Here is a 25,216-nt window from a genome sequence, read left to right on the forward strand (position 1 = left end):
AGCTGTAAAGAAAGTCCCCCAGATTCTCATATACGCGCATGCTCCCTGACAGCGGCCCCGATCAACATAAGCAGCCCATATGCTAACAGGCCACAGGCCAGAAACGACAGGATAATCAGCAACCGTTCCGGCTTGGATGGATCATCCGGCAAGGACGGTTCAACGAACGCCACCAAGTAGGCCTGCTTGCGACCCGCGTCGGCGCGCGCCAATTCCAGTGCGGAAACGGTGGAGGTGTAGGCCGATCGCGCGAACTCCTCTTCGATGAGCAGACGTTCATAGCCGGCCAGCAGATCCGAATAGGTCGTTCCCGGCAGGTCCTCGTTTCGTGTCAACCGGCCGCGCTCCGCCTGCATTTGCTGTTCGATGGCGGCAATGCGAGCCTTGACGCCTGCGATCTGTGCACTGTCCTCGCGCATATAGCTCCTGAGCGATGCCAACTCGGTCTTGTACCGCGACAACTCTCCTTCGAGGCTTGCAACGATGCCGCCGATGGCTTCGGCGGAACGCACCGGATCGAGATCACTGTGCTCCTCGCGGAATCTGTAGAGGGCCATGCGATTGTCTCTCAATCTGTTTTCCGCCAGCTTCACTTCGTCGAGTGCGAATTGCAGCGCATCGGACCGCGACTCCTGAGAGATGCGATTGACCATGTCGTCGCTTATTTCGATGATCGCCGCCGCAATCCGCTTGGCATCCTCAGGGCGATAGGCCTGGACGTCGAGGTGTACAACATTGGCGGTACTGTCGAAGTAGACGTCAATCCGGCTCAGATAATATTGGAAAAACTCCTCGAAGCTGGCATCGGCGCTCAGCCGCGACCATATGTCTGCCTCCGGCGCCATATAGATCGATCGCAGATCGATGGCTTCATCGATCTTCCGGGCGATTTCACGCGACTGGATGTATGCTTCAACGACATAGCCGTCGACGAGTCCCGTATTCGTGCCGCCGATCGACCCCAGCAGTCCGCCGACCGCCGTGGCAATTTGCGAATCAGCGGTCCGCACCGTCATTAACGACTGCGACACATAGCGATCCGATGCCCAGAACCCGTAATAGATGAAAGCCAGGGCCGTCGGCACAATCACCATGCATGCGAAAAGAATCTTCGAAACGCCGAGCTTTACAACGGCCGCAAGCTCGCGTTCGACGAATGGCCGTGCCCTCTGCCGGGTGAACTCGTTGAAGCGGTCCAACGGACCTCCGGGACGGACCAGCCGCTCGAATTGATCTTTGCCGAACGGAGAATTCATGGTGCGCACCTTCTCATATAAAAATCGATCGCATCTTCGATGTCGGCAAATGGCACCAGAACGCCGTCAAAGAGAACGAGGGCAATTTCGCAATACTCACGAATGGTGGCCTCACTATGCGAAACCAGCAACATGCCCGCACCCTTCGATTGTTCGAGAAACACCTGGCGCGATTTGGCCCGGAAAAAGCGATCACCGGCGCCGATCGTTTCGTCGATCAGGTAACAATCGAACTTGATAGCGAGACTGAGACCAAACGCCAAACGAGATTTCATGCCGCCGCTATAGGTCCGCACCGGCATATCGACATAGCTGCCGATTTCTGCAAAATCTTCGGTGAGGTCGAAGGTTTTCTCGTAGTCGACGCCATAAAGCCGCGCGACAAAAGAGATGTTTTCCCGTGCCGTCAGGTCGCCGTGAAAGCCGCCGGCATAGCCAAGAGGCCATGACAGGCGGGCGTTCTCGCGTACGATCATGCCCGACGACGGTTGATCCACACCCGCCACCATGTTGAGCAGAGTCGATTTTCCTGCACCATTCCGACCGAGCACACCGACACGCTTGTCGGTCGGAATCGAAAGTCGAGTTTCGCGCAGCACCTGGCGAACGCCGACATCGGTGTTGAAATGTTTTTCGACGTCGATCAGGTGAATCATCGATCCAGAACCCGGCTTCGAAGTGCGCGATCCGCAAGCAACCCAAGCGCGAGGATGGCCACAGCCCAACTGAATGCATAAACGATGTCCACGCGGGTGCCGCCCATCAGAGGATTGAAATTACCTCTCACGCCATCGACAAAATGCAAAAGGGGATTATAGGCCATGTACTGCGCGACCGACGCCGGCATCATGTCGAGCGTAAAGAAAACGCCCGAGGTGATGTAGAGCAGACGGTTCAGCCCATCCATGATGTTCTTTATCGATTCGACAAACACAGCCAGAGATCCGAGCGCGAGCCCCGCTCCAATGCCGAATATCCAGAGGCCGAACAGATTGACCAGTACCGACAATGCACTACCGAACGTGTATTTGTCCACGAACACATAGATGAAGGTGACGAACAGGATCAGAACGAAGATGTGCGTAAAGAGCTCAAGAATGCTCCTGGCAAAGAATATATCCATCGGCTGCACGCGCGAATGGTTCAAGAGCGGCCGGTTCTGCTTCAGCGCATTCGTCAACTGATTGTAGGTCTTGAGATAGACGAACAAAGGGACCACGCCGGTCGTCACAAACAGGACCATATTCATGCCCAGAGAATCGCGGGCGCGGATGAAGTAGAAAATGAGGGAGATGACGAGCACGTGCATCATCGGCTCCAGGACTGCCCACAGATAGCCGAGTTCGTGTCGCCCGAACCTGGCCATCATCTCGCGGAGCATCAGGGTTCGCACCGAATGCGATAGCCGCTTGATGGCCGTTAACGGGTTTCCGCGCGCTGCCAGCGTTTCGGGCGTCCAGCGCGGCACAAATTCGGCCGGCATGTTCGACATGATCTTCTTGACTTCAGGATCCTGAAGAACGTCCTGTCTTTTCCCGCGCTTCTTTCTGGGTGTCCCGGGCGGCACCGCCTCCGGCATGTCGTCGGCGCCAGCATTGCGCAGCCGTGCAAGCAATTCGCGCCGCTCGTTCTCATACTCGGAGGCAGCGCCTATTTCCTTCAGAATTCGACGCGCTTCCTTGTCACGGCCGCCTTTGACAAGGCAACGAGACAGGAGGATCTTGCCCTCGACCCATGCATCATCAAGGGCGAGCTGCGCTTCAAGCCGCGTAATTGCCGGCGCGATACGACCTTCGCGGTAGGCACATCGAGCGGCGATCCGCCCGAGCACTATATCATTCGGGTCAAGACGGATGCCGCCTTCGGCCGTCGCTCGTGCCTTTTGCCACTCGCCATCTTCGAAATACGCTTCCGCAAGGAGGCGTGTTCGCGCGGCCGTTGCCCCCAACATACGGTTGGCCTGCTCGGCCCACTGAATGACCAGATCTTTCCGGCCCTCTCGATGTGAAATGCGCAACGCCGCCGCCACTTCGCGTTCGCTCACCTGATCGAATTTGAGATGCTCATCAAATAGCGCCAACGCAATGGCGGTCTGCCCGGCCATCGCCCGCAATCGGGCTTCGATCAACGCAATCCCATGTCTTTGGCCCGCAGGCGCTTCCCGGCGAGCAGCGTCGAGAATTTCAGCGGCCGGCTCAATTTCGCGACACAGAGCCAGAAAGACGCCGCGCAAATAGAGTGCGCGCCAGCCGCGATATCCCTGTTTCCAAACCTGTTCCGTCAGTTCGAGGCCGAGACGGTAACGCCGTCGCGCAACCAGTTCGCCGCAGAGCCACCACAAACTCTCGAACGGCGGAATAAATGGTGTCTCGCCTTCAAGTGCCGTCACGGCAATCGCGATGGCAGCATCTTCCTCGCCAGCCGCATAGGCCCGCGAGAACTCTTCCGCCTGAACGGAACGCGACGATTGGTCGACAACGCTCAAACTCACCGGATAGATCCGCCTGTCTCTCGTGAGCATGGCCGGCATACCGCCGGCTGCTCACACTTCCCATTGGCCATCAGCATACGATGCACCCTCGTCCCGGCGCGAATACGGCGGATCGGCCCGCGGCAAGCGCCGTCAAAGGCGGCCAGCCGTAACAATCGACTGCGGCGCGTTGTCCGGCGCCGGCACCTGATCGGCCACGACCACCCTGCTTCGATGGCCGTGTATCACCACATCGGACGCCACGTTCGCGACTGTATCGACGCGATCCTGTCCGACCGCCTCGAATCTAGCGATCGCATTTGCGACGGCAAGCCGAATTCCCATCGGCGTGTAATAGTCGCCATTGATCATGCTCCGCGTCAAAAGCTGCCGCCGAAAATCCGCAAACAACCCCTTGTCGGGCGTCGTCGCCGATGACCAGAACTGGTCCAGTCCTCCCTGGAACGTCAGCCCCGGCCTGTCGAAAATGGCCGTGCCAAGGCAAATCAAGGGGCATCCAAGACCAAGCGCAGTCAGACCGACCGTGCTGTTCAACGTCACAACGCCCCGCGCGCTGCCGATCAGCGCCTGCAGGTCGCCCCCGTCGACGTAGTCAACCCTGTCCGATATGCCGTACCGACCAGCGAGCATGCGAACCCGCCGACGAAAATTGGTCCAACCATTGTCGAGTGGATGGGCCTTGACGACGAGCCGACACGGCGCAGGCATGTGAGACGCGAAGCTGCTTATTACATATTCCAGCGCCGACGTCATATCGGGGTGGGAAGAATGCAGCCGCACCTGCGAATCGCTGTCGAGCTGCATTGGAAAGACAAAATAGGGATCACGTCCCTTTGCAAGACAATCGACCGTCCGCCTGGCTTGCCGACCGCGGAACGGCAGGGTGACCAGCCGACGCACCCATGTCGCATACTCCGCCCAAATCGGAAATGGGCGGTGCGTTCGGTATTTGGGATAGCGCAGCCATCCCAGATAATTCCATATCTGCCATTGGAAATCATAGATGACGCGGCGACGCATGGCCGACTCGAGAGAGACGAAGCCCGGTTCGTCCGGCACGTCACCATCGCCATGACCGGAAAGCAAAGACGGATCGCGCAGCAATGGCGAATAACCGTTGATCCCGCCCTCTTCCAAAGTGAGCCAGTGCGGGCGAATATAACCCTCTTCGAACACCCAGGTACGGCACACCATCCCATCGATCGCATCTATGATTGCGCGATGAAGCGGACGGCAGTCATTGTGCATGATGATGTCGGAGACACCCTCCGCGACAATCAGGTCGCGTGCAAAAGCTGCAAAGTCGTCCGGCGCGCCGCGATAGTCGACGGCATTCCAGTCACCCCAGAAGAAACGGTCGCCGCCGCATAGGTTGATGCGCCTGACATGGTAACCGCGATCGACCAATGCATGTCCGAGCGCCAGAAAGAAATGGCTACTGTTTCCCTGAAGAAAGAGGAAGACACGGCTCATCGAGACTCTCCCGCGCGCCTTTCATCTCTCCTGTCGTCGCTACCTTGCTCCGGCACATCGCGTTCATTCTTTGCCAAAGCTCTTGCATCGGCATCGGTCAACGCCACAGCTACGGTTTCGAGCAAGAGACGGTTCAGCGCATCGGCGCTGACATTCACGGCGCGCGTGTCGCTCCGCGCCCTCTTGCGCCAGACAAAATAGTCGGTCCGGGGATCATCGTAACCGATCGTCCGGAACGCGTTGGGCAAGCTTGGCAGATGATCTCCGTAGAAACAAAAAACCGCGTCTCCTTTCATCTCCTGCAAAACTTTCCTTAGCCGTCCAATCATCTTGTCGGCGTTCTGGAGATGACTGAGATACTGCAAAACAGCTTTTGACCGGACGGGCGCCGCCGCACGAATTTCCTCCGGCACTTCAATGCGCGGTTTCGCCCATGGACCGTGATTTTCCATCGTTATCGCGAATACGAAGAGAGGCTGCGTTGTTTCCTTGAGAAGCGTTTCGATTTTCGTCGCTACGGCGGCATCCGACGTATAGGGCCCTATGCGGTCTGCCTCTTCAAACGCGGCTATGTCGATGAATTCGTCAAACCCGAGATGCGGATAAGCTTTATCACGCCGGAAGAAAGACTTGTGGAAGGGATGAATACAAACAGTGCGGTATCCGATGCTCTGCAGGTAGGATGCAATCGTCCATACCGGTTTAGCGCAATAGCCGAGATATGGGTTGAAGCGATCGACACCCATCGCCTCGTCCGGAATGCCGGAAAGGAAAGCGAACTCGGTTCTGAGCGTATTTGCACCCCAGGCCGGGACGCGTAGCTGCCCACAGTATCGCGCCTCTGCAGCCATGCGGTCGAAGTGCTTCAGAAATCCGGTTGGTGCCTGCGCCATGATGCGGCGTGCATCGAAGAACGACTCGCTCTGCACCACGACCACAGAAGGTCGCGAATTGGATCGCCCGAAAGGCCGCGCGCGATCCTCGTCCTCATTCTTCTGCGAACGCGCGGTCGCCTCTTCGCTTTCACCGGCTATCAAGAAATAGAAGATCAGCGTCGTTACGAGGCTCAGCTTGTCAACGTCTTCCTTGACGTCGGTCGACGGCCCGAATTCCTTCAGAATTTGCCTGAATTCGTTTCTGAGCGGCCCTCGTGTGATGGCATAGATTGCGCCGAAGAAGACCAGACTATAGGCAAGTGTCGGCATCCATTCGGTGGCCTCGTCTCTCCTGAGAATCGGCGCCTCGAAGATCAAGCCCGCTGCGATCGCCAATGCGCCGGCGAAAATCACAGCCGCCACTTTCAATGGGCCGATATAGGTCACATACAGGCGCGGATGGGCGATCGCCTGACGCAGCAAGGCAAAATCGGAATAGACGAGCGGCTCGCGAAGTTCGCGGACCTTGGCGTTGTTGACGACGACAATGCCGAGAAAGACGATGATGACAAAAGCCGCCGAGAAAACCGGCCGGTAGGTCACCATGAGAATTGAAACATAAAACAGAATCAGCGGCATCGCCGCGAGCAGGCCGACCCTGTGCAGGATCGGCGTTCGACGCCGCTGCGGTCTGACAAAACGCTCAAGGATCAACACTGCGGCAAGGGCCGTGAAAAGCCCGGCAAGACCGGCGATCATCGAACGTCCCCCGTGGAAGCCAAAAAACACCTAACCCAGACGATCAGTATTGGCCCCCTGGCGGGAAATCGTAAAAGCAAAGGCGGGCAGGATCAAGCGCACAAGCCACTCTGGCAAGATGTTGAGACAACGAATTCCGATAGCAAAAACAACGGGGTAGGCAATTCTGGCCTTGTTCCGCGCCAGACCGGCCTTGATCTTGAGGGCGGCCTCGGCCGGCGAGATCTGGAATGGCTTCGGGCCGCTCAACCGCCCGCTCATATCGGTTTCGACATAGCCCAGTGTCGCAATACTCAGCCTGACCCCTTTCGGGGCAAGCAGATGCCGGAGCGCCAAAACATAAGTCTCCAAGCCGGCCTTGGAGGCGCTGTAGGCGGGGCTGAAGGGCAAGGGTGCAAGCGCCGCAAGCGAGCCGATACCGGCGATCTGACCCCGCCCCCGAGCGACCATCAGCTCGGCGACCGGCGCAATTGTCCGCAGCGCACCCATGAAATTGGTTTCGGCGGCACGCCGCGCCGTATCCCAGGGTTCAAGGCCGTCGACGTCCGAAATGCCGGATGTGACGCCGGCATTCGCGATCAGCAGATCGATCGGGTGTGCCGCGTCGAAGGTCCGCAAAACCTCTTCGATTTCCGGCGTGGTGACGTCGGCCAGGAGGATTGCGGCTTCTGCGCCTTTTGCCCGGCAGGCGTCGGCGACCCGGCGGAGCTTGTCTTCATCGCGCCCGACCAGCCCGAGCGTAACCCCTTGCGCGGCATAGGCATTCGCCAAAGCGGCACCGATCCCGCCGCCGGCGCCCGTGATGACCACAACATCTGGCTTGTCCAATGGGCGCCTCCAGATCGCCACTCAGGCAACCGGACACTGAAGCAGCAGCATCGGCGCGTCATGCCGCAATTTGGCGGTTCGCGGTATCTCGACCTTGTCGACGCATTCGAAGCCGCGCGCGTTGTAGAGGCTCAGCGCCGTCTCGTTGTCGCCCCAGGCATGCAGCGTCATGCTGGTGCAGCCGGCGCCTTGGGCGAGTTCGGCGGCAAAATCCAGCAAAAGGCCGCCGACACCCTGGCCGCGCACGGATTCATCGACCGCCAGCGTATTGATATAGAGGCTTCCCGGAACATGCTCTTCGAACAAGGGCCGCACGGGATCGAGACGATCGGGCGTCAAAACGCTGTAGGCGAGTTCGGGCAGCCCGACCTGTTCGGCGGGAAATGCGATCAGACAACCGACGACACGGTTGTCGGATTCGACAAGATAGGCGTTCTCGAAATGATAAGGGCTTTCGGCATCGCCGACGCCAAGGGCCAGCGCATCGCGCGCCGTCAGCCCGGGATAGGCGTCGTCGAACAGATATTCGAACAACCCCTCCCCCGCCATCAGTAGAAACCGGACGAGATCGTCGAGATCCGTCGCGGTTCCAAGTCTCACATCCATGCCCAATGTCTTCACCCCGTTGCAGAAAATGCGGTTGTCACGACAGGCCGATCAAATACGCCGTCGGATCGTGGCGGGCCCGCCACACAGAGGCCGACGCGGCATCATCCGTGCCGCTCAAATCCTCAAGCGGCAGATCGACTGGCCCGGCCATGCGCCGTTCATGACAATCCGCTATCTGCGACATCAGCCGATCAAACCATGCCGGGAAATCCGCGCCAAGGGATTCCACCCGGATATCGCCGGAAAAGCCGGCGCCGGGCGCCTTGCCGAAAGCGGCGACATGGATCGTGTCGGCCGGAAGCGCCGACATGCCGGGCAGCGCGAGCCAGATCGCCACATCGTCGCGCATCGACACCGGCTGCCGGCGCGCCTGCGCCTTGGCCACGCGAACCGCGTGACCGGCAGAAATCAAGGCGTTGCAGAGGTTGGTTGCGACGGCGGATCCGCTTTCCGGCACAAGCACGACAACCCGCAACCGCTCGCGCAGGAAACCGGCCACGATGTCGCGCAAGGCGTCGCCGAGGCGGCGTGTGCCGATCGCGGCAACCGGCCGGCCGAGCTTCGCGGCCCATCGGGCGGCGGCGCCTTCATCATCGGCGATCAAGATGTCGTAGGCCGCCGCGTTATCGGCCCAATCGCTGTCATCGGCGCCGAGCCAGCCCAGCTTGAGCGCCATCGGACCGAGATTGCGCGCATGCGCGAAGGAAAAACGCGGAAGGCGCGACAGGACCAGATCGTAGCCAAACAGGTCGTATTGGCCGAAACCCGGTTGCTTGAGCGTTGCGAATTCGCCGAACCTTTCCGCCAGCGACGCTGCCGCCCGGGATGCCGCCTCGTCGGCCTTGTCCGCCAGAACGGCAATGGCGGGCCTGCGCCCCCAATCGAAGCCGTCGGCGGCGCCAAAGAGCCCGAGCCAGGCCAGCCGGCGGTTGCGATAACCGTAGCGGGCGCGGAGGACGGCGCGACTGTGGCGATGCCAGCGGATACGCCGGCGCAAATTGGCGCGTTTGATCCGCGTCGCGCCCATCAGATGTACGGCCGCGACGTTGTTGAGCGCGATCGACGGCCGGTCGAAGCGCGCCGCAGCTTTCAGGCAGAGATCGACATCCTCATAGGCATAGAGGTAATCCTCGCAGAAGCCGCCCATTGCGAGGAATTCGGCGCGGTTGCAGGCGAGGACCGCTCCGGTTTCGGCGGGCATCCGGCATGGCTGCGCCGCTCGCAGCGCATCGCGCGGGCCAGGCATGGCGTCATAGGGCGCCGTCCAGCCCTGCCGCAGATTCCAGCGGAAACGCACGCCGATATGCGGCCGGGGCATCGTCCGGCCGCCGGGCTGTTTGCGGACCAGCCTGATGCCGACAAGGCCGCCCGTCGCCTGAACGCCGGCGACGACCGGCGGGATGGCATCTTCGGTCAACTCGATGTCGTTGTTGAGAAACAGCACGATCTCTCCCCGGGCAATCTGGGCGCCGCGATTGCAGGAGAAAGCGAAGCTGTAGTTTCGTCCGGGTTTGACGTGGCGGATGTGAAATTGCGTGGATGCCGCGGCAATGACGTCCTTTGTCTCATTATCCGTACCGTGATCGATGACGATGATTTCGATGTCGGGCCAGGTGTTGAATCGCTCAAGCGAGGCAAACAGCGCCCGCAGCATTTCGCCGCCGTTCAAAGTCAGGATGACGATGGAAACGAGCGCGGGCTGCGCTGGCGGCAGGGGTTCGGCCCAGAGGCCTGCCTCGTCCGCCGGCAGGCTTTCCGGGCGATGGGCCGCGAGGAACCGTTCCAGCGCCCGCACAGGGCGCGCACGCGCGAAAGCCATGCGCGCGACGGTTTCCAAGGCTTCGACGGCGCGGTCAAACAATGGCATGATGAAGGGCAAGTCGTTGAAAGTGCTGTAGATTGAGCGGCGCCGAGAATGCGACAAAGCGACCGGCGGACAAAGGCTTTAATTCGGAATCTCCTGCATGACTGCCCCTCCTTTTTTCAGCAGCCGGCAAGGCACCCTGCAAGGGCCCGCCACCTTCGAAGGTATCGGCCTGCATACGGGCCGCCGCACGCAGGTGACGGTGATGCCGGCACCGGCCGGTCAGGGCATTCGCTTCCGCCGCAGCGACCGGGCGGGCAAGGGCGCGGAATTGCAGGCGGATTGGCGGAACTGCGTCGATTTTCCCCGCTGCACCATGATGCAGGCGCCGGGCGGCGCCAAGTTCCAGACCATCGAACATCTGATGGCGGCGCTGTTTGCGCTCGAGATCGACAATGCGACCGTGCTGATGGACGGACAGGAAGTGCCGATCATGGATGGCAGCGCGGCGCCGCTGATCGAGGCGATTGCGGCGGCCGGCCGCGAGGAACAGGAGGCGCCGCGGCAATTCCGGAAAATCGAACAATCCCTGACAGTTACCGACGACCGGATTTCGCTGCGTATCGAGCCAAGCGAGCGGTTCGAGATCGACTACACGCTGGAGCTGCCCTATTGGGGGACGCAGCACTGGGCTGGCGAGGTGACGCCGGAAAGTTTCCGCCGCGAGATCTGCTATGCGCGAACCTACGGCATTCTTTCGGTTATCTGGCCGGCGCTCATTCTGGGCAAGCTGCGGCTGATCCCGCTGGTGCGCGGGGCGTCGCTCGGCAATGCGTTGCTGATGTACAAGGACCGCGTGCTCAACAAGGGCGGCCTGAAAAGCCCCGACGAGTTTTTGCGCCACCGCATCATCGATCTGGTCGGCGACCTGACGCTGGGCGGCGGGCCGATCATCGGCAAGGTGACGGCGTTCTGTTCCAACCACAAGCACAACCGGGCGCTGCTGCGCGCGATCGAGGCCGAAAAAACGGCGGAACTGAAGGCTTCCTAGTTTCCGACCAGCGCGTATTCGGCGAAATCGGGATGGCGCATCTGCCACCAGTATCTGGCGGTGAAGCTCGACCAGTTGTTGGTGACCTTGCCATCGGCGGTCTTGTACCAGCTTGAGCAACCGGCGGCCCAGACGGTCTTCTGCATGTCCTTCTGTAGCGCGGCGTTGAACTCCGCCATCGCTTCCTTGCGGACGTCGATATAGCGCAGCTTGCCGTTTTGCAGCGCCTGCACGCATTGCGTGATGTAGTTGGCCTGGCACTCGATCATGAAGATGATCGAGTTGTGGCCGAGATTGGTGTTGGGGCCGTAGAGCATGAAAAAATTGGGGAATCCGGCCACCGCGACGCCGCGATGGGCCTCGGCGCCGCGCGACCAGACCTCGTTGAGATCGGCATTGCCACGGCCGACGACCTTCATCGGGGCCAGGAAATCGGTCGATTCAAAGCCGGTCGCATAGATGATGACGTCGGCGGGATGCGAGACGCCGTCTTCGGTGACGACGGCGTTTTCGCTTACGCGCGCGATATGGCTGGTTTCGACATCGACATTGGGGCGGGCGAGCGCCGGGAACCAGTCATTGGTCAAGAGGATGCGCTTGCAGCCGGCCGGATAGTCCGGGGTCAGCTTGCGGCGCAGCTCGGGATCCTTGATGTGGGCTTCGAGTTCCTTTTTCGAGGCCTTTTCAAAGAGTTTGCCGAACCAGCTGCCTTGCGTGAAAGCCAGGAAGTTGCGTTCGAGCATGATCCAGGTCAGCCAGCGCTGGGCGCGGACGAGCAGCGGAAAGGCGCGGAAAAGCTTCTTCTCGCGCTCGGTGAAGGGGCGATCCGCCTTGGGCACACACCAGTTGGGCGTGCGCTGGAAGATGGTGAGCTTGCCGGTTTTCGGCGCGATCTCGGGCACGAACTGGATGGCGCTGGCGCCATTGCCGATGACGGCGACGTTTTTGCCTGCAAGATCAACGGCATGGTCCCAGCGCGCCGAATGGAAGGCCGCGCCCTTGAAACTGTCGAGGCCGTCGATCTTCGGGAAGGCCGGGCGGTTGAGCTGGCCGACGCCGGAAACCAGCACATTGGCGGCGAATTCCTCGCCGGTGGCGGTGCGGATCCGCCAGAGGCCGGCTTCCTCGTCGAAGCGGGCTTCGGTGACTTCGGTGTTGAAACGGATATGCGGCATCAGGCCGTATTTGCGGGCAACGCCTTCGAAATAATCGACAATTTCGGCCTGCCCGGCGAATTTGCGGCTCCAGTCCGCCTTCGGTTCGAAGGAGTAGGAATAGAGCATCGAAGGCACGTCGCAGCCCGAACCCGGATAGGTGTTGTCGCGCCAGGTGCCGCCGACGCTGGGACCTTTTTCGAGAATGGTGATGTTGTCGATGCCGGCGTTGCGCAGCTTGATCGCCATGCAGAGACCGGCCGCGCCGGCACCGAGAATGGCGACGCTGAGCGGCCGCTGCTTCACCTGCGGGCCGGAAAGGATGGTGTTGACCGACTGCTGCGACACGCGCTTCTCCCTTGTTTTCAAACGGCTTTCACCGCCCGCCCGGACGCTGTGCACGTCCTAGGGTACGTGCCCTAACGTCTATATCAGGGTGCAAGGGAGTTCAACACGGAGAACGGCGCGACGCCCGCGCCTTTTCCAGATGAGGACCGCCGGTGGGGTGACCGGGCAGACCGGAAAAGGGCGCGGGCGCCTGCCCCTCAGAACTTGTAACCGACGCCGAAGCCGACGATCCAGGGATCGAGATCGACATCGGCCATGATGGCGCCGCCATTGATCGACACATCGGTGCTGAGGAAGATCTTCTTGATGTCGGCGTTGACGTACCAGTTGTCGGTCACCGCGTAGTCGACACCGGCCTGGAGGGCCCAGCCGAAGCTGTCATCGTAGTCGATCGAGGTGACGGCGCCGCCGGGCGCGTCCTCGTTGTAGAAGAAGGTGTAATTGACGCCGGCGCCGACATAGGGGCTCAGACGCTCCTTGGGCATGAAGTGGTATTGGAGCGTAAGTGTCGGTGGCAGAAGGCTTACTTTGCCGAGGCTGCCGGCGATATTGTGCGAGACGTCGTGGCGCGTGGTGGCCGCGATCAGCTCCAGCGCGATGTTGTCGGTGACGAAATAGGTGAAGTCGATTTCCGGCACCCATTCGTTGGAGGCGTCGACCGAGCCGCCCAGGATCGTGACCGAGGCATCCTCATCCGGAATGACGCCGATGACGCGGGCGCGGACCATGATGTCGCCGGCCGACTTGCCGCTAAAGCCTTGCTGCGCTTGAGCTTCCGGTGCCGCCAGACCGGCGGCGGCCATGCCGAGGGCCAGTGCCGCAACAGCTGTGCGGGATTTCGTCGTGAGTTTCATGTGAGCTTCTCCGTGAGGCGGCATCGGACCCCCCGATGCGTGATGAATTCGTCCCCTTCACATTCGCTCAGTATCCATATTTTTTGAGTGGTCATTTCGCCGCAGCGGCCCGCCGCGATGTCGCACCCCCCGGGGATTCAGGCGCGACCTGCTAAGTGCCTGTATCGCCTTGCAAAATATGAAGATAGGTGCGGACCTGCTGGACGAAATGCACCGCCTGCCCGCCCCGCGCCGGGCCGTGGCGGAGGCGGCCGGCATGGGCCGGATCGGCCAGCAGCGGCAGGGTGCGGCGCAGATCGGCCCAGCTGTTCTTGTCGCGGCCGAGGCTTTCGGCCAGGGCGCGGGCGTCGTAGACATGGCCGAGGCCGAGATTCCAGGCTGCCAGCGCCATCCAGGTGCGGTCGGGCTCGGCCACTTCCACCGGCAATCTCTTTTTCAGATCAACGAGATAGCGCGCGCCGGCGGCGATGCTGGCGGTCGCGTCGCGGCGGTCTTCGAGGCCCAGATGCGTGGCCGTCTGCTGCGTCAGCATCATGAAGCCGCGCACGCCGGTGGGGCTGACGGCCTCCGGGTCCCAATGCGATTCCTGGTACGAAATCGCCGCAAGTAGTTGCCAGGAAAGGTTATTTTCGCGCGCGGCGCGGCGCAGCGCCTTTTCCCAGTTGGGCAGGCGGTCGCGCGTGGCGCGCTGGAAGGCGCTGAGATCGACATAGTCGAAACGCGGCAGGAAACCGAAAAAACGGCGCTCCAGCGCCGAAAATTGACCGGACTTGATGGCGCCGGCATGCCAGCGGCGGAGCTGTTCGGCGAGGTCTTCCGAACCCGGCGCCGCCAGCCATGCGACCGGAAAATCCCCTGTTAATTCAAAGGCTTGCATCAGCTCCGGGTAATAGGGATTGACGATGCGGAAGATGCGGGCATCGCTGAGCGCGCAGTCGAGGCTGCCGGCGGCGACGCGGGCCAGCAAAGCCTCTGTGTTTTCAGTGACATAGGTCTTTTCGAGGCCGGCGCCGGCCAGCAGCGCGGCGCCCGGCGTGCCCGCGGCGGCGGCAAAGCGCAGGCCGGCCAGATCGTCGATTTTGCGTGGCCTTTCAACGAGTTGGCGGTTGCAGGCGACGATGAGGCGCGTCGTCGCATAGGTGGGGCCGCTGACGAAGGCCTTGCTGCGCGCCTCATCGACCGCCAGCCCTGCCGCCGCGACATGCCCCTTGCCGGCCGCCAGCGCCCGCACAAGCCTTTGTTCCGTCGGGTAAATCCGGAACTCGACCGCGACGCCGAGCGAGCGGCCGAAGGCCCGCATCGCCTCATATTCAAAGCCGGTGAGGCCGTCGACGCCTTCATACCAGGTGGTGGGGCCGAGCCGGGTGAGCACCACCAGCTTTCCATTTTCGCGAATGGATTCAAGGCCTTGATCGACAGGCGGCACATAGAGGCGGAGGAAAATCAGGTGGTTGGCGCCGAACAGCACCGTGAGCGCCAGCAGGAGCCAGGGAAAGCGCGAGCTGGCGCGCGCCGCCCAGGGGCCGGGCGTGCGCAGCCAGGCCAGCAGAGCAGCGGCCCAAGCCCTTGATTTCGCAACGATTTCCGACAAGCGCCGCGCCCCGGTTGCCTCTTCCGGGGGCAGAATAGCATGGGCGCGGGGGACGGCGCGGCGGCGATTGTGACAGTTGCGTGACAGCGGAAATCACGGCGGACCCCCCCTCTGTCACAAAACTGTCAAAAAACTGTCACAAACGGGGTTCGGGGTGTTCCGTGTACGGATGATCGGCGCGCGGACGGGCGGGGATAAACGGGGTTATCCCCGGGGGGTGCGGGCGGCGCGGGGGGATTCGGACGTGTGCGGATGAGGGCTCGGGAGTGGGCGGCGTTTGGGGACGAGATGAGGGACGAGATGGGGGACGAATTGAGAGACAAAACGGGAGGCGAGATGGGAGATTAAATGGGAGACGAGATGAGAGACGAATTCGGCTCCGGTTTTGGGGGTCAGGCGGGAATGCGGGCGATCACCTTGATCTCGAAGTCGAAGCCCGCGAGCCAGTTGACGCCGACCGCCGTCCATGCGGGATAAGGCGGCGCGCTGAAGATTTCCTGCTTCACCGCCATCAGGGTGGCGAACTGGTTTTCGGGATCGGTGTGAAAGCTGGTCACGTCGATAATGTCGTCGAAGCCGCAGCCCGCCGCCTTGAGCGTCGCCTCGAGATTGGCGAAGGCCAGGCGGACCTGGCTTTCGTAACCCGGCTCGGGCGTGCCGTCGGGGCGGCTGCCCACCTGCCCGGAAACGAAGAGAAGATCGCCGGAGCGGATGGCCGCCGAATAGCCGTGCGCCTCGTAGAGCGCATGCCGGCCGTCCGGAAATACCGGGTCGCGTTTCGCCATGGGGGATTCCTTTTTGCGGTGGCGGGGTATCGCGGCGGCGGCGGGCGCCGCCCGCTTCGCGGGCGCCTCGCCCCGGGGGGTTTGCAGGCATCCTCATATCGGGAGGCGGTGGCGGGAGCGCAAGGTGCGATGGGGGATCACAAGGTGTTATGGGGGATCAGATGTGTGGCGTACGCGAAGCGCGGAGAAATGTTGATTGCCACTTACGAATACCGCACAACACCAGAAAGTGGGCTCGGTCCATCAAAGACGATGGCGACACTGTGACGCGCTCGGGTCACGCCCACATACATTTTCTCAACAGAGCCCTTTACGTAATCGTAGTTCCCTGACTTCAACCATTCTTTCCCCTTACCATGGGGAAAGATAAGCACTCGGCCAAAGGTCATCCCTTTGGATTCGCCAAAGTTCATCGCGTCGTAGCCACCACAAGGTGTCCTACGATCTAGACGCAAGACCTGAGGATTGTACTTCGCGATGTAGGTGGGTACGGACTGAGTTGATACGAGGAACACCCCATCGTGCCCTGTGACACATTTATTCTTGGAGAGTGTCTTAGGCTCGGCAGGATAGAATGAATCCGCAAAATCTGCGATCAACTGATGACAGCGATGCGTCTCCTGCTCGTAAGAGATTGTCACCAACCCATGCCTCTCCCAATCACGAAACTTGGAGACGATACCACCTCGCGAGAAAGAACTGTTTTTGGCGGCGTTGTTGGTTCTGTATGTTGCTTGTCGATGGTCACCGACCATCACTAGGTTGATCTTCGACCGTAAAATGAGCTCTAGCACCTCTAAATCGTAGCCCGCCATATCTTGAATTTCGTCGATAAAGATCGTGTGAAATCGATCCTCAAGCCGAGCGGCTACAGCGCCGCCTGTCTGCTCATTACAATCGACGATGAAGCGGGCGATTTTATCAGAATAAATGTCATTCCCTTTTGATAGGAAGAAGGGGATGGCTTTGTCGCGCGCAACGCGAGGCGAACGCCCCTTGACCCAAGCAAGCCCATCAATACGACGATCTAGAATTGCACTCTGATATGGCCTCGCCATCTCATGCAGCAAGAAGCGATACCACGACCAAACTTCAGTATGCGCAGGTGGGGCGGCATGTATCTCATAGAGTTTATTTTTGATCTCCTGCACATTGGTCGTCGTGTAGGTAACGAGCGCCACCTTGCCGGCCTCATGCGCATGTGCTCGAGCGGTCAAGCGTGTCGTCTTTCCCCCACCCGCAGCAGCGATGATAACCTCACTAGCCAATTGCTTCCTCAATATAGGCGGGGGCTGTCCAAGGCATTTCCGTCTTGAAGAACTTTAGCGCGACATCCGTCTTCCGATTTTCCATGTAGGCGAGAAGTTCGGCATCTGTTTGATACTGTGTTCCGAGTATGGCGTTGATCACCGAGATGCCGTTGGCCTTGAGAAGCTGAGGCTCAAGGGTTCTACAGCCCACATCATTGTCGTAGTGAATCTTGATACGCTCCTTTTCAAGATAACCTTTGTACTTTTCCCTAAGCGCATCGATATCGCCGTCGTTGTCTGTAACCACATCTGTCTTCAGATTTAGCAAGTTCGCGATTTCCAGAAAGCGCTTAAACGCCAGAGCGCGGACAGCGATGACATCAACACCGGCTTGCAGCGGCATCTTCCCGTGTCTTCTGTTGAAGGCGGCCTGAACTATCAATTCATCGGAAGGGCCTTCTACTAATATCGTACGTTCCGCGAGGATCAGCCTTAGTGTGTCATGGCCGGGAAGTTTCAGGAAATAGTCCTTTGTCTCAGGAGTAAGTTGCTTGAGCGTCATACTCCCTGCTTTGCCGAATAGAAGCACACTTTCGATACCGAGCTTGTTGAGCACATAACTGCTGTGCGTCGTGATAAGAAGCTGGCGGTTCCCCCGATTTTTTGAGATATGCTCGATCAGCGCATTGAGGTTTGAATGAGATAGATGGTTTTCTGCTTCCTCGACCATAACCAAATGCGAGTCAGCAGATGTTTCAAGCGATAGCTTTACTTTGACGCTGCTCTGTTCCCCCTTGCCGACGAGCGTAATCGGTATATCGTCGAGTTGCGGCATGACACCTGTCTCCCAACTCGTCCTCGACGATGTATCGAGAGAAATGGTGAGCGATTTATTCGACACGCTCCCCCTTTTCTTAGCCAGTTCTGCGTTTATTGCCGCAACCTTCTTCTCATCAAGAAATCGGTCCCGCATGAGCCGATAGGAGAGTGCAAGATCGACCTGATCCTTGTTGCTCAAACTGCTTTTCACTATGTCCACCACATAACGATTAGCAGCAACACCATTTCGGATTGTACTTGCATCGATCAGACTTGATTTGATTGGAATAGCCCGCGGCGTGGTGTCGTTATCCGTGAAGGCACGAAGCTTATAAGAATAGAATTCCACTGGAATGGTGCGGACTAAACTGGGATCCGCGATGTAAGACGCGTACGAATCCTTGTTCGCCTCGTCGAACTCGATGCTGAGCTTAACGCCTGGAACATCTTCTCTAAGCGAGTTGTTGATACCCTTGAACTTTGCAAGCTCTGGAACGTCGGCGAAATACAGTTCTATCAAGATGTCTGGCAGGGGAGGTTTCTTCCCAGCCCGAAGAGCACTTATGTATTGGAGCACCACTTCCTGATTGAAGAGGTATGGATGCAGCTCCACGATAAGCGGCCTACCGTTCAGCTGACCGCTTAGCGCCAGATGTATGGCCTCCAAGAGAGTGGTTTTGCCGCATTCGTTGTTCCCTACGATCACGCTCAGCGTGTCATTGAGAACCGTTGTCGAGTCACGCAGGCAACGATAATTCTTAACAACTACCTTTGTGATGTGCACGGAATTTTCCCTCCCTAGACAACCGTTCGAGCAGCCTAATCTCACTCGTCCAATGCGTCCACGCATCCTAGAATACGGTGACAGGAGCAACGTTCCCTTCTGAGCATGGGAATCATTGCTCCTGTCACTGTATTCCTTGGCCTCTCCTCTCGCGGTGAGGTGGATTGGGTCCCGGGGACAAGCCCCGGGATGACACTTTTATTTTTGGCGGCTCGGAATTTTCGCGGGCGCGTTTGAAGAGTCCTTGCGAAGAGAGACGCCGCCAAAGGCGGCTTCTGGATTGCCGGGCCAAATTGATAGCGACAACACGGCTTGAACGACATTTGAATGTAATCTCGAACGGGACCATAATATAAGGGCAATCTAGCGGGGGCGGGGCTTGCAGATACTAGTTTACAATCGGCGACGGACGGTGCCGCAACGCGCTGAACTCCGGCATCCTTACATCAGCCTCTTTCAGGACAACTGGGATGATTTCGGATGGAAGTGCCGCTTCGAAGCGACCCTGCATCTATCCGAAGACGAGGAGGTCGATCTCGGTCCGCTGAGAATCGCTGCAGACGATAACGCCTTCCGTGTTCACGACCTGCCAACTGTGCTCGACCAGCTTCCGGCACGAAGCGCTTCTCTCGGCGAATCCGTCGCCTACTATCGGAAAATTCGCGGCTTGCTCCCGAGGACGCGAAGGCTCTACCTGAATACCGTTCGCGATATCGTCGCGAGGCCTACTCGGCGCAAGCGCATCCGAAACGAAAAGCTGTGGAACGACTGTTTTATGCGAGTGTCTTCCTCGCGTCACGCCCTTGATCGTGGTGGCTACTACATCGGAACACCGTTCGTCCAAGCTGAGCCTCCGAGCTTTCAGTTTAGGATGCGCCTACCCGGCGCAACTGGTGATCATCGATTCAACCTCGACTTTTCGAGCCACAACGACCTACCCAACCGGACCATTCTCCTGGTCGGTCGAAACGGTACAGGAAAAACACGCGCCTTGGCGGGGCTGGCGGCCAGCGTAATGCCGCAAAAGGTCTTCAGCAGCGAAAGCGTGGATCGACTTCCCGATGCTGATGTGACTCCGCCCCTCACAATCAGCCGCTTGATCGCCGTCTCCTATAATGCGTTCGACGAATTTCCTTTACCTCGACGCGTGAGTCTAAAGTCACCTCGGATCGGTGGTGTCGCTTACAAGTCCCGCGGCTCCTATAAATACTGCGGGCTACGGGGTCAGGATGGCGCGCTCACTACCAATGAGATAGGCCAAATGCTGAATGAGGCATTGGAACCTGTTATTCGGAGCGACCGCGTTGAGAGTCTCCAACGCGTCCTATCGACCCTGATAGACCCGGAGCACGCCCAAGCTCTAACCGCCGATGACAAAGAAGATCGTGAAATGACCGCTCGCGCATTGAGCGCCGGGCAACGCTTGGTAGTTTCCATTTTTAGCAACATCATCGGATTTATTGAGGAAGGGTCCTTGTTACTGATCGACGAGCCCGAGACTAACCTCCACCCGGGTCTCCTGAGCACCTTTGTGGCAGCCCTCAACGAAACGCTCAAAGAGTTCGACTCCTATGCGGTCGTGGCCAGCCACTCGCCGATCCTGCTGCAGCAAGTTCCGAGCCGCTATGTTCGCCATTTCAAACGCAACAACATGGACCATCCGCAGGTTCGCATACCTAATTACGAAACCTTCGGCGAAGACCTCGGGGAGTTAACCCGCCATGCGCTGGGGCTAGACGATCCGGAAATCGACTTCACCAACGTGCTTGATCGGCTCTTCAACCTGCATGGCAGCGCCAAGGCGGTTGCGGACCTCTTCGACCACCCACTGGGCATTCCGGCAACGGCCCACCTATATGGCTTGGAGAGCGATGCGCAGGAGCCCTCCGATCAATGAGACGCCAAGGTCCCTACGACGCTCAACGCGTTCCAAGCTTTGCTGTGCTGGTCGAAGCATCCACTAAGGAGCGGGCGGATTTGATGAGGCCACTTGTCGGCCGAGTTGATCGCGCCGGCCGGCAATACGTTAGGAGCCTGCCCGACGTTCACGGCATGCGTTCGACCGTTGCGGGCAAGGCTGACCGAAATGCCCTAGTTGATGGCTATGACGGACGCACCGTGGCGATCAAACGCTTGCTCTCGGCGATGGTGGACAGCTTGCCGGAGGAGAACGCCGACCTCTGTCCTTATTGCAGCCTCGATCAAAATCCGGACCTCGACCATTTCCTGCCAAAGGCCAAGTTTGCCGAGTTCTCGCTTTTCGCGCGAAACCTGATCCCAATCTGTACGCCCTGCAATCGCAAGAAGCTAAGCGCCGTGAAGACAGGAAATGGCGACCGGATGTTCCTCAATCCGGCTTTTGAACCATCGATCGACCAGCCCATCCTGGAAGCGTCAATCAGTTATGCGGCTGAAAAGGTGTTTGTTACCTATGCGATCAACAATGCTGGACCGTTGCCCGCCCCCGAACTAGCGGTTGCCAAACGACACTTTAAGCGGCTTGACCTCGCGGATCGCTACCGCAAACGAGCGCACGCCTTTCTGTCGGCGCTTAAGAATTCCACAAAGAAAATGTCGCCGGCGGTAAAGGCTGAGGCCCTTCGGAACAAAATTGAGGGCGCGCATTTGGGGTGTCCGGCAAATAGCTGGGAACCGGCTTTGGCGCGAGCGATAGAAGAGGATCTGCCCGCCATGCTCGCTTGGCTGGCCGAACCCTGAACTAGCTTCGGCAACGAGAATGAGTCGTTGTGAAGAGAGACGCCGCCTTGCGGCGGCTTCTGGATTGCCGGATCAAGTCCGGCAATGACGATGTTGGGGGTGCTTGCGGGCCGAAGGCGGGCGCGCGTTTTTCCCTGTACGGATCGTTTTTCCGGCCCTTCGCTTGCGCTGCGGGCGTTCGAACTCGAAAACGTCCCTCGCCCCCCGCCCCAAATTCGCTGCGCGAATTTGACCCTCCCCGAGGGGAGGGTGGGAAAGAACGGCGAGGCTTGACTCCCGCCGCGACTCGTAACATATGTTGTTACATGAAACGGAACAGCCAGCTTTCAGGTGTGCTGCATGTGCTGCTGCACATGGCCGGCGAGGACCGCCCGGTGACCTCCGAACGGCTGGCGCAGGCGATGATGACCCATCCGGTGGTGATCCGGCGGATCATGGCGGGCTTGCGCGAGGCGGGCTATGTGCGCTCCGAAAAGGGGCATGGCGGCGGCTGGCGGCTGACCTGCGACCTCAAGCGCGTGACGCTGCGCGATGTCTATGACGCGCTGGGGCGCCCTTCCCTGCTGGCGATGGGGAACCGGACGGAGGCGCCGGGCTGCCTGGTCGAGCAGGCGGTCAACGCGGCGCTGGCGCCGGCCTTTCGCGACGCCGAGACGCTGCTGCTCGAGCGGCTCGGCGAAGTGACGCTGGCGGCGCTCAGCGCGGATTTCCACAAACGCTTCGCCGCGCGCGGCGGCGCCCACAGTCTGGAGAAGGCCCATGCGTCCTGACGCCCTCAACGACATGCTGGCGCATTTCAACGACCCGGCGGCGGTCGCTCAGTATGCGGAGGGACCGCTGCGCTTCGTGCCTCGACGCGCGCCCCTTCGCCCGGGTTACGGCGGGCGGCGACGCGGGAGGAATTGAAAGGAAGGAAGACGTGGATGGCCCGCCTGCGCGGGCCATGACGTTTTGGGGTTGGGGCACGCGAAGGCGCGAAGACGCGAAGAAAGTTTGTTGGCGCTTCGCGCCGAAGGGCGATGTGGGGGGACGTGTGGGGGGGCACGCGGAGGCGCGGAGAGGATTTTCTGGCGCTTTCGCGCCGTCGGGCACGAGCGCCCGCCGTTGGCGGCGCCGCACCCAAACCAGTCATGGCGCCCATGGTCGATAAGGCCTAACAATGAAACCGGGTCGCCGCTTGAGGGCCGACCCGCCTCGGTTCAATCGTCAGAGAGGGAGACGCCGGCACTCAAGCCTTCGGCGGCCGGTCCGGCGCGCCGGCGGAAGGGCCCGGCGAATTGCGAAAGAACTGAAAGGCCTTCCGGCGAGGCCCGTCAGTGCGTTGACGTCAACTCAACGAGGAGCGGGACCATGAACCAGCGAACCGACCGCAGCGCAGGCACTGCAAAAAAGGGAAGCGTATCGGGATCCGCCGCGGCGTTTGCCGTCGCTGTGGGGCTGGCCCTGGCGCTGATGGCGCCGGCCGCGATGGCCGCCAGCAACCCCATACCCGGCGTCGACATCATCGTGAGGAAGAAACCCCCGAAAACCGCCATCGTCGTCCCCGTCGACACATCGGGCAAGTTCTCCCTGCGGCTGAAGGAGCCCGGCACCTACGCGATCTCGACCGCCTGCCGCACAGACGGCTGCCCCGCCGGCGCGCTCTCGCTCAACGTTGCCGGCAAGGCGCAGAAACCCGATGCCGATGGCAATGCCAGCTACGAATTCGACGTCGGCCAAGGCGGCCTCGACCTCGGCGGCCAGATCTTCGTGCGCGGCGCGCAGCCGATCATCGTCAACGGCAAGAGCGTTACCCCGAGCGGCGTTTGGGACGATACCGACATTGTGCATGGCATCAAAATTGTCGAGATCATCGGCAATCAATCTCCGGAGGCCGGCACTGCCCCGCCAAGAGTTGAAAATGACGATGCACTTCCGGGCATCAGGGGCGATCCTATCCCGGGCACAGACGTTGGGCTTGAACACGACCCTGAAGGCGTAATGATCGATCCCACGACGACGGACGCGAACGGGGCTTTCCAATTCAACAAGCTGCCGCCCGGAAAATACAAACTGACGATCGACGATCAGCCGCCGCGATCGGTCAGCGTCGACGCCGAGGGAACCCTCGGCGGCAGCGTGAGGCGCGGCAGCGACGGCGACGTCGAGATCTTCGATCGGTGGGGCAAGCTTCTCACCGCCTCGGCGCCCGCGGGCGACGAGAGCCCTTCGAATGATGAAGCGCTTGCGGGCATAGCGGGTGATCCCATCCCGGGCGTCGATTACAGGAAACACAATATGGGCCCCGGTCCCGGCATGCGCCCACCTCCGAGTCCCCGCCCCGGCACAGCCCCGGCAGGGCCCGGCGCCGGGCGCCCTTGATCGATTCCGCCATTGGCGGGGCGGCGGCGGCGACGGGCGCGGCGATTTTGGCGTTGCCGCGGGGGGCGGCGGGGTTCGATGATGGGCGCGGGATCAGCGCCCGCCGGCGGCAGGGGCCAGAGCGGGGGCCAGAGCGGGGAACAGCCGGGCGATGAACGAAGAGGAACTCGAAAAGGCACGGCGCCGGCTCGCCGCGCCGGCCGGCGCGGCCGGGCAGCCGACGACGCTCGATCAGCTGGCCTCGCTCGACAGCATGGAAGGGATCGCGCAGGCCGAGAAATCGCCGGTGCCGGCGCTGCTGCGCCGGCTGCCCGGGGGCGCGCTGCTGCATGCGGTCTATCCCGGGCTGCTGGTGGCGCTGACCATCGGCATCGCCTCGGCCTGGCTGTCGACGCGCTATGGCGCGCCGGTGATGCTGTTCGCGCTGCTGCTGGGCATGGCGTTCCACTTCCTGCATGAGGAAGGGCGCTGCGTGGCCGGGATCGAATTCGCCGCACGCAATGTGCTGCGGCTCGGCGTGGCGCTGCTGGGGGTCCGGATCACGATCGAGCAGATTGCCGGGCTCGGGCCGGGGCCGGTGCTGATGGTGGTGGCCGGCGTCGCAAGCACGATCCTGGCCGGCTGGGGCCTGGCGCGGCTCATGGGGCTGCGGCCGACGCTCGGCATCGTGTCGGGCGGATCGGTCGCGATCTGCGGCGCCTCGGCGGCGCTGGCGATTTCCTCGGTGCTGCCGCGCAACCCGGCGCTGGAGCGCGACACCATCCTGACCGTGGTGGCGGTGACGACGCTGTCGACCGTGGCGATGGTGCTCTATCCGCCGGTTGCCGCGATGCTGGGGTTCAGCGACACGCAAGCCGGCATCTTTCTCGGCGGCACGATCCACGACGTGGCGCAGGTGGTGGGCGCCGGCTACATGATTTCGGCCGAGGCCGGCGAGGTGTCGACCTATGTCAAGCTGCTGCGGGTGGCGATGCTGCTGCCGGTCGTCTTCATCATCGCGCTGATCGTGGCGCGCGGCGCCGGCGGGACGGCGGGCGCGCGGCTGCCGCTGCCGCTGTTCCTGTTCGGCTTCGCCTTTCTGGTCGGCCTCAACAGCACGGGCCTGCTGCCTGCCGCGCTGGCCAGCGGCGGGGCCGATCTGTCGCGCTGGTGCCTCGTCACCGCGATCGCGGCGCTCGGCATGAAGACCTCGTTCCGGGAACTGGCCGCTGTCGGCTGGCGGCCGGTGGCGCTGATCGTGGCGGAAACGGGCTGGCTGTTCGTGCTGGTGCTGGCGGCGCTGTTCCTGGTGCTGTGAGGCGGCGGCTTGAAGGAAGAGAAGGTTTTGCACGCGGAGACGCGGAGACGCGGAGAAGAGAAGGAAGAAGGGGTTCACGCAGAGGCGCAGAGACGCAGAGAAGAGAAGG

20 protein-coding genes are annotated in these 25,216 nt (G+C 60.8%); 6 read left to right on the forward strand and 14 right to left on the reverse strand.

Annotated features, from left to right (window positions below):
- Positions 1 to 26: 26 nt before the first annotated feature.
- The 8 genes from Q7V31_RS05855 to Q7V31_RS05890 form a co-directional block, all read right to left on the reverse strand.
- Positions 27 to 1,256 carry a hypothetical protein gene (locus Q7V31_RS05855; RefSeq protein ID WP_304733030.1) on the reverse strand — a complete coding sequence of 410 codons (1,230 nt, stop codon included), beginning with the start codon at positions 1,254 to 1,256 and terminating at the stop codon, positions 27 to 29.
- Entirely contained in the window at positions 1,253 to 1,912 is a 660-nt protein-coding gene (locus tag Q7V31_RS05860; RefSeq protein ID WP_304733032.1) for an ABC transporter ATP-binding protein, read from the reverse strand. Before Q7V31_RS05860 ends, Q7V31_RS05855 begins: the two co-directional genes overlap by 4 nt.
- On the reverse strand, positions 1,909 to 3,786 hold the full coding sequence (locus Q7V31_RS05865) for an ABC transporter permease (RefSeq protein ID WP_304733034.1): 1,878 nt from the start codon (positions 3,784 to 3,786) through the stop codon (positions 1,909 to 1,911). Before Q7V31_RS05865 ends, Q7V31_RS05860 begins: the two co-directional genes overlap by 4 nt.
- 93 nt (positions 3,787 to 3,879) lie before the next feature.
- Entirely contained in the window at positions 3,880 to 5,220 is a 1,341-nt protein-coding gene (locus tag Q7V31_RS05870; RefSeq protein WP_304733036.1) for a capsule biosynthesis protein, read from the reverse strand.
- The gene (locus Q7V31_RS05875; RefSeq protein ID WP_304733037.1) at positions 5,217 to 6,578 is read right to left on the reverse strand and encodes an LTA synthase family protein; all 1,362 of its coding nucleotides are present in this window, start codon (positions 6,576 to 6,578) and stop codon (positions 5,217 to 5,219) included. Before Q7V31_RS05875 ends, Q7V31_RS05870 begins: the two co-directional genes overlap by 4 nt.
- A 306-nt stretch (positions 6,579 to 6,884) precedes the next feature.
- On the reverse strand, positions 6,885 to 7,682 hold the full coding sequence (locus Q7V31_RS05880; RefSeq protein WP_304733039.1) for an SDR family oxidoreductase: 798 nt from the start codon (positions 7,680 to 7,682) through the stop codon (positions 6,885 to 6,887).
- Between the two features lie 21 nt (positions 7,683 to 7,703).
- The gene (locus Q7V31_RS05885; RefSeq protein WP_304733040.1) at positions 7,704 to 8,288 is read right to left on the reverse strand and encodes a GNAT family N-acetyltransferase; all 585 of its coding nucleotides are present in this window, start codon (positions 8,286 to 8,288) and stop codon (positions 7,704 to 7,706) included.
- Positions 8,289 to 8,325: 37 nt separating this feature from the next.
- Positions 8,326 to 10,158, reverse strand: a complete 1,833-nt coding sequence (locus Q7V31_RS05890) for a glycosyltransferase family 2 protein (protein ID WP_304733042.1) — start codon at positions 10,156 to 10,158, stop codon at positions 8,326 to 8,328.
- A 97-nt stretch (positions 10,159 to 10,255) separates the two neighbouring features.
- On the opposite strand from Q7V31_RS05890, the gene lpxC reads away from it, so the two are divergent.
- Complete coding sequence (lpxC, locus tag Q7V31_RS05895) at positions 10,256 to 11,146, forward strand: UDP-3-O-acyl-N-acetylglucosamine deacetylase (protein ID WP_304733044.1); 891 nt, start codon at positions 10,256 to 10,258, stop codon at positions 11,144 to 11,146.
- Here the strand turns inward: lpxC and Q7V31_RS05900 are convergent.
- The 6 genes from Q7V31_RS05900 to Q7V31_RS05925 all read right to left on the reverse strand — a co-directional run bounded on the left by Q7V31_RS05900 (position 11,143) and on the right by Q7V31_RS05925 (position 18,731).
- The gene (locus Q7V31_RS05900) at positions 11,143 to 12,648 is read right to left on the reverse strand and encodes an NAD(P)/FAD-dependent oxidoreductase (protein WP_304733046.1); all 1,506 of its coding nucleotides are present in this window, start codon (positions 12,646 to 12,648) and stop codon (positions 11,143 to 11,145) included. The two genes, lpxC and Q7V31_RS05900, sit on opposite strands and share 4 nt — an antisense overlap.
- Positions 12,649 to 12,845: 197 nt before the next feature.
- The gene (locus tag Q7V31_RS05905) at positions 12,846 to 13,502 is read right to left on the reverse strand and encodes an OmpW family protein (protein ID WP_304733048.1); all 657 of its coding nucleotides are present in this window, start codon (positions 13,500 to 13,502) and stop codon (positions 12,846 to 12,848) included.
- 151 nt (positions 13,503 to 13,653) lie between these two features.
- Positions 13,654 to 15,093, reverse strand: a complete 1,440-nt coding sequence (gene mltF, locus Q7V31_RS05910; RefSeq protein WP_304733050.1) for a membrane-bound lytic murein transglycosylase MltF — start codon at positions 15,091 to 15,093, stop codon at positions 13,654 to 13,656.
- 392 nt (positions 15,094 to 15,485) lie between these two features.
- Complete coding sequence (locus Q7V31_RS05915) at positions 15,486 to 15,878, reverse strand: RidA family protein (protein ID WP_304733052.1); 393 nt, start codon at positions 15,876 to 15,878, stop codon at positions 15,486 to 15,488.
- Positions 15,879 to 16,081: 203 nt separating this feature from the next.
- Positions 16,082 to 17,146, reverse strand: coding sequence for a UvrD-helicase domain-containing protein (locus Q7V31_RS05920; protein WP_304733054.1), 1,065 nt, complete (start codon positions 17,144 to 17,146; stop codon positions 16,082 to 16,084).
- Positions 17,139 to 18,731, reverse strand: coding sequence for an ATP-dependent endonuclease (locus Q7V31_RS05925; RefSeq protein ID WP_304733056.1), 1,593 nt, complete (start codon positions 18,729 to 18,731; stop codon positions 17,139 to 17,141). Before Q7V31_RS05925 ends, Q7V31_RS05920 begins: the two co-directional genes overlap by 8 nt.
- A 412-nt stretch (positions 18,732 to 19,143) precedes the next feature.
- On the opposite strand from Q7V31_RS05925, the gene Q7V31_RS05930 reads away from it, so the two are divergent.
- From Q7V31_RS05930 to Q7V31_RS05950, 5 genes are all read left to right on the forward strand, one after another.
- Positions 19,144 to 20,628, forward strand: coding sequence for an AAA family ATPase (locus Q7V31_RS05930; RefSeq protein ID WP_304733058.1), 1,485 nt, complete (start codon positions 19,144 to 19,146; stop codon positions 20,626 to 20,628).
- A complete protein-coding gene (locus tag Q7V31_RS05935) occupies positions 20,625 to 21,449 on the forward strand; it encodes an HNH endonuclease (RefSeq protein WP_304733060.1) in 825 nt (274 codons plus the stop codon). Before Q7V31_RS05930 ends, Q7V31_RS05935 begins: the two co-directional genes overlap by 4 nt.
- 305 nt (positions 21,450 to 21,754) lie before the next feature.
- Entirely contained in the window at positions 21,755 to 22,219 is a 465-nt protein-coding gene (locus Q7V31_RS05940; RefSeq protein WP_304733062.1) for an Rrf2 family transcriptional regulator, read from the forward strand.
- A gap of 580 nt (positions 22,220 to 22,799) precedes the next feature.
- Complete coding sequence (locus Q7V31_RS05945; RefSeq protein ID WP_304733063.1) at positions 22,800 to 23,810, forward strand: carboxypeptidase-like regulatory domain-containing protein; 1,011 nt, start codon at positions 22,800 to 22,802, stop codon at positions 23,808 to 23,810.
- 151 nt (positions 23,811 to 23,961) lie between these two features.
- A complete protein-coding gene (locus Q7V31_RS05950) occupies positions 23,962 to 25,107 on the forward strand; it encodes a YeiH family protein (protein WP_304733065.1) in 1,146 nt (381 codons plus the stop codon).
- Positions 25,108 to 25,216: the final 109 nt, after the last annotated feature.

It is taken from the genome of Parvibaculum sp. (assembly GCF_030651915.1).
Taxonomy (GTDB): Bacteria; Pseudomonadota; Alphaproteobacteria; order Parvibaculales; family Parvibaculaceae; genus Parvibaculum.